The sequence below is a fragment of the Enterococcus sp. genome (assembly GCF_022711995.1).
In the GTDB taxonomy this organism is placed as follows: domain Bacteria; phylum Bacillota; class Bacilli; order Lactobacillales; family Enterococcaceae; genus Enterococcus_D.
This window is the reverse complement of sequence record NZ_JALAHI010000009.1, coordinates 1-4,517: the sequence shown is the minus strand read 5'-3', so window position 1 is coordinate 4,517 and position 4,517 is coordinate 1. Positions and strand designations below refer to the sequence as shown.

The following is a 4,517-nucleotide window of genomic DNA, read 5'->3' as shown; positions in this document are numbered from 1 at the left end:
GATATTAAAGCCAATATTCCAAACTTTATCATTACTCTAGGAAAAGTCGGGGTTGTTGGCCGAATGAATGACAAGTTATTTTTTGGTAATTCAGAGCCTGTAGATGCAAAGAATCCTATTGCATGTGGAGATTTTTTTCTAGGTCGTCTGGTCAAGGGGATTTTTGATGGTAGAACAGCAGAAGAGTCATTAAAAAGTGCTTTACTATTTTCTACTTGTAACGCAATGAACTGGTACCCTGAAGTAACAGATAGGCAAATGAAATCCATATATCACAAAATCACTGTAAAAAAAATGAATAGAAATTAATTCAAATTTAGGAGGGAAGGGTTAAAATGACTAAAGTTAAATTAAAAAATGACCTTTTAAGCGTAGTAATTGATTCCAAAGGTGCTGAGTTACAAAGTGTTCATGACAGTCAAAAAGAATATCTTTGGCAAGCTGACTCTATGTACTGGAACAGACATGCACCTATACTTTTTCCTGTTGTAGGAAAACTGAAAAATGATAGCTTCTTCTACGATGAACATAAATATTCCATGTCTCAGCATGGATTTGCTAGAGATAGCGACTTTTCATTAATCAGTTCGAGTAATACCCACGCATCTTTTAGTTTGCAGTACTCTGAACAAACGCTAAAGCACTATCCATTCAAATTTCTACTAGAAATCAGTTACGCATTAAATAATCGAACATTGTCTATACAGTATAGAGTGAAAAATATTGACACAAAGAGCATCTATTTTTCTATTGGTGGACATCCAGGATTTAATGTTCCTTTGGATAAGTCTGAAACCTTTGAAGATTATCATATCGAATTTATCCCCCATAAAAAAAGAAAATTTATTCCAGTAACAAAAGAAGTACTCTTAGATATAGATAGTGCTGAAACAAAGCAGTTGGAAAGCCTTCCTCTAACCAGAGAGCTTTTTAAAAAAGGAGTTTTAATTTTTGAAACAAAGGGTCAGACTCATATTCGTTTGGTTTCAAATAAAATGGGGCATTCTGTAAGTTTAAGTTATCAGAATATGCCATATTTAGGAATCTGGTCACCCGCTGATAGTGAAGCACCATTTGTTTGTATTGAACCATGGTGTGGAGTTGCTGATTTATCATCTTCTAAGAATAAATTTACAGAAAAACTAGGAATAAATCACTTGAGTATTAATCAAGTATTTTCAAGAGAGCATACAATAACATTTGATTAAATACTATTGAAAGGGTGGATAACGAAACCTAGTCGATTTCTGAGAAGTCCCCATCCCATAACTGTATTCGTAAGCAAATAAATTCACAGTGGCTCCAATAATTACCATTTTGACAACAGACCTTACCATCGATTACGAGTCCCACTCTAAGAAATCTTTTTGTATTAATAGCTTAATAGTTTGAGTGAGAATTGAAATGGATAAAATCGAATGTTTATTGATGATACTTCGGCCAAGTTGAACTATAGATGTTAGTTGAATACAGTAGATAATCACCGATAAAATGGAGGAATAATTTAAGAAAGGACCATTTAAAAGAATAGTCAGCCCCATAACCCAACCAAAGAAATTTGATTGGGTTATGGGGCTAACTATTAGGTTTCACTTTATTTCCTGGCATCACTGTTGGCTTATTTTAATTTAATCTGACTTTTCAACAAAATTTTGCGTCTCTTTTTACTCGATAGTTCTCTATGTTTTTGATTAAGTGCCTCGAAATAATCCTCATCAACTTGAATAATTTCATGATTCATCTTTTGAAACTTCTCATATTCACTATTGACTTTCGAGTTAGCTGATTTTTGGCTTACATTGCCTTTATCTTTTAAAATATCTGCTCGTTGATAAATCAAATATCGATCCAATTTTTCCAGCCCGCCATCGTCATTGTAGTTTGAGTTTCAGCTTGATATTCTGCTGTATCAAGATAACCAGATACAATTAGATTTAGGCGATTTAATTCTTTCTCATCTAAATAGTTTGCAGACTAATATTATTTTTAGTTGTCTGAAAAAGTTCAGCGATTTCCATTTGTGTTAACCATACCGTCCCATCAGTCAGCTGAAGTTCAATTCTTATTAAACCATCTTCTGTATTATATAAAATGAAATCATTAGACATTTTAGTTCTCCTGACTATTTTAAATAGAATTCCTGTTACTTCTCAAACCAACTATTCAACTCATCTGGCGTTTTGTCTCGATACAATTTAATCAATGCTGGGCGTATCGATTGGACTATTTCCAGCAACTCATCTCCGCCCCATTGAGTGGAAAAAGGCTTATCTGTAAACAACAACGATAAGGAAGAAATAAACATTTCTGTATCACCATCTGTGCCAAGAATATTAATTAATTTCCCTATAAGATACTCATCATGGAACCTCAGATTATGACTCAAATCAAAGCTCTTTATCGCATCTTTTGCTAGATGAATAACTTTTTCTTTTTCACCATAGTCTACTTCACCACTCATATCAATATAGTTATTGATATCAGAAGAAATGATGGCTATCACATCTTCTTTATCCTTCTTGGATAATTCATTCAATGCGTTGTCATTCAAGAGAGTTTCTCTAGTAATCTCTTCTACATAGTCTCTCATGATTTCAGCAGAGTATTTTGCAAAATAATTCTGAATGAAATCTTCCCCTGGATACCCTACTTCATTTTCCCAATCATGATTTTTGAAATCTCCATTGTAAAATTTATACTTGATTCTATCAATTATCTCTGGATGTTCTGTCACCATCTGCTCATATCCAGTCAAGATTAAATAGTCATAAATATAGTCCTCGATACTACCAAAATAAAACCACCCTACAGGTTTTCCACTAATACTAGATAATTGATTAATCACACTTTCAGGAGCTAGCGCATAGCCTTGAACATAGGAACTAATCGTTGGTTTTTTTATCCCCAAGCGGTTGCCCAGCTCCGTAAAGGACAGATTCATACTCTCTTTGATTTCCTTAATTCGTTGTCCTACCTTCATTTTATCAGGTTGTAATAAGCCAAACATAGGTTACTTCCTCCTTATCATTTTTACCCATTATATCACTCGTATAAACTTTCGTATATGTTTTTTTGAAAAACTGCTTGACATCGTATAAAAATCCGTATATTATAAAGTTTGTAGAAGGCCATCTATTTTTTTAAATCAAACGTATAAAATATCGTATAACAAAAAGGAGGGCTATTATGCCAATCAAAATCAATGATTTCACCTTACCAAAAGAAAAACTCGAAAAAGAATATCAAGTCGTCAATATTACTCGCTGGCAAAAAGACGGAGAAATTCTAGGTTGGAGTTACGAATGTATCCTACCAAAACTTCGCTACGAAAAAATCAGTGTCAAAGTCAAATCCGAACATCCCGTGATTACCCTTGAAGAGCTTAACCAACAAGGCCTAGCCATGGTTGCTTTTACCAGTTTGGTGATTGTACCTTGGGGACGCTCAAATGGTCAATTCGTTAGTTATGGCTTATCGGCAACGGCAGATGCGGCAACTTTGATTCCGAAAAAACAAGGTTCCACTCCACAAAACTAATTTTCCTATGAGTTTGTTGGGTGGTTAGGACGAAACGGCGGGGTAACGCCCACAGAGCCGTTTCTGTCCGTTAAGACCGCCCAATAAACACATAGGCTGGAAGGACTGCGAAGCAGAACTTCCCCTTAACTTGATTTATAGAACAACATCTAGAGAAAATAAACGGCTCATTGACAATTGAATAAACAACAAGGAGTGATGATTTTTGAAGGCTTATAATCAGAAAATCATTGAAACTCCCACGTACCTTGAAATTTATGATTATGAAGCAATCATTACTCCGAAACAAAAAGCAGACAAAGATGAAACCAATCCAAAACGAAAGAAAGAATTAGCTTGGCTTTATGAAGAAGAAAACACCATCACTGATAAGAGAAAAAACTATGATGAATTATCTGCTCAAGGACAATACGACAGCTTAAAACGAAAACAAAAACACTATCAAAATATGCGATTTGAAATTGCTCGACTCGTAGATATGAACTTTGACAATCAGACAAAATTTTTAACCCTCACTTTCAGAGAAAACATTCAAGATATTGCCTATGCGAATAATGAATTTAATAAATTTATCAAACGACTAAACTACGAACTCTATCACACAAAAAAAGCAAACCTAAAATACCTTGCCACGTGGGAAAAACAAGAACGAGGTGCCATCCATTATCACATTATCCTGTTTGACTTTCCTTTTGTCTCCGTCAATCGCCTTACAACCATCTGGGGACATGGATTTGTCAAAATAAACAAGATTGATGTAGATAGTATCGAAAATCGTGGACGCTATATCAGTAAATATTTCGATAAAGACTTGGATTTGAAGGAACACAAGAAAAAGGCGTTCTTCAAATCGCGTAACCTCAAAGTGCCCAGCGTAACAAAACAACTCGTGGATCAACCTTTTGATACCACAAATCAAGACGTCCTTTATACCAATGAGTATCTCGTAAGACGTTCAATATTTTACAGTACGATAAACG

At 34.6% G+C, this 4,517-nt stretch carries 7 protein-coding genes and 1 pseudogene; 4 read left to right on the top strand and 4 right to left on the bottom strand.

The window, feature by feature from the left end; translation table 11 throughout:
• Together Q0A12_RS00670 and Q0A12_RS00665 are read left to right on the top strand one after the other, a co-directional pair.
• Nucleotides 1-309, top strand: a pseudogene (locus Q0A12_RS00670) (1-phosphofructokinase); the annotation flags it as partial.
• A 26-nt stretch (nucleotides 310-335) separates the two neighbouring features.
• Nucleotides 336-1,208 carry an aldose 1-epimerase family protein gene (locus tag Q0A12_RS00665; protein WP_291290803.1) on the top strand — a complete coding sequence of 291 codons (873 nt, stop codon included), beginning with the start codon at nucleotides 336-338 and terminating at the stop codon, nucleotides 1,206-1,208.
• A gap of 410 nt (nucleotides 1,209-1,618) precedes the next feature.
• Here Q0A12_RS00665 and Q0A12_RS00660 read toward each other — a convergent pair whose 3' ends face one another.
• Genes Q0A12_RS00660 through Q0A12_RS00650 form a run of 4 tightly spaced genes read right to left on the bottom strand, consistent with a single transcriptional unit; the run spans nucleotide 1,619 to nucleotide 3,007 of the window.
• The gene (locus Q0A12_RS00660; RefSeq protein WP_291290802.1) at nucleotides 1,619-1,852 is read right to left on the bottom strand and encodes a hypothetical protein; all 234 of its coding nucleotides are present in this window, start codon (nucleotides 1,850-1,852) and stop codon (nucleotides 1,619-1,621) included.
• Nucleotides 1,837-1,929 carry a hypothetical protein gene (locus Q0A12_RS16385; RefSeq protein ID WP_366030668.1) on the bottom strand — a complete coding sequence of 31 codons (93 nt, stop codon included), beginning with the start codon at nucleotides 1,927-1,929 and terminating at the stop codon, nucleotides 1,837-1,839. The genes Q0A12_RS00660 and Q0A12_RS16385 overlap by 16 nt, the downstream gene beginning before the upstream one ends.
• Nucleotides 1,930-1,958: 29 nt before the next feature.
• Nucleotides 1,959-2,108: a hypothetical protein gene (locus tag Q0A12_RS00655; protein WP_291290801.1), complete on the bottom strand. Its 150-nt coding sequence runs from the start codon at nucleotides 2,106-2,108 to the stop codon at nucleotides 1,959-1,961.
• A gap of 35 nt (nucleotides 2,109-2,143) precedes the next feature.
• A complete protein-coding gene (locus Q0A12_RS00650; RefSeq protein ID WP_291290800.1) occupies nucleotides 2,144-3,007 on the bottom strand; it encodes a helix-turn-helix transcriptional regulator in 864 nt (287 codons plus the stop codon).
• A gap of 179 nt (nucleotides 3,008-3,186) precedes the next feature.
• Here Q0A12_RS00650 and Q0A12_RS00645 point away from each other — a divergent pair, with 179 nt between their 5' ends.
• Both Q0A12_RS00645 and Q0A12_RS00640 read left to right on the top strand, forming a co-directional pair.
• Entirely contained in the window at nucleotides 3,187-3,537 is a 351-nt protein-coding gene (locus tag Q0A12_RS00645) for a hypothetical protein (RefSeq protein ID WP_291290799.1), read from the top strand.
• A 205-nt stretch (nucleotides 3,538-3,742) separates the two neighbouring features.
• Nucleotides 3,743-4,517 (top strand): Rep protein (locus Q0A12_RS00640; RefSeq protein WP_291290798.1); only part of this gene is annotated, 775 nt, incomplete at its 3' end.

Coding starts and splice junctions, on each gene's coding strand:
- Q0A12_RS00665 (WP_291290803.1), top strand. CDS start 336: ATGACTAAAGTTAAATTAAAAAATGACCTTTTAAGCGTAGTAATTGAT.
- Q0A12_RS00655 (WP_291290801.1), bottom strand. CDS start 2,108: ATGTCTAATGATTTCATTTTATATAATACAGAAGATGGTTTAATAAGA.
- Q0A12_RS00650 (WP_291290800.1), bottom strand. CDS start 3,007: ATGTTTGGCTTATTACAACCTGATAAAATGAAGGTAGGACAACGAATT.
- Q0A12_RS00645 (WP_291290799.1), top strand. CDS start 3,187: ATGCCAATCAAAATCAATGATTTCACCTTACCAAAAGAAAAACTCGAA.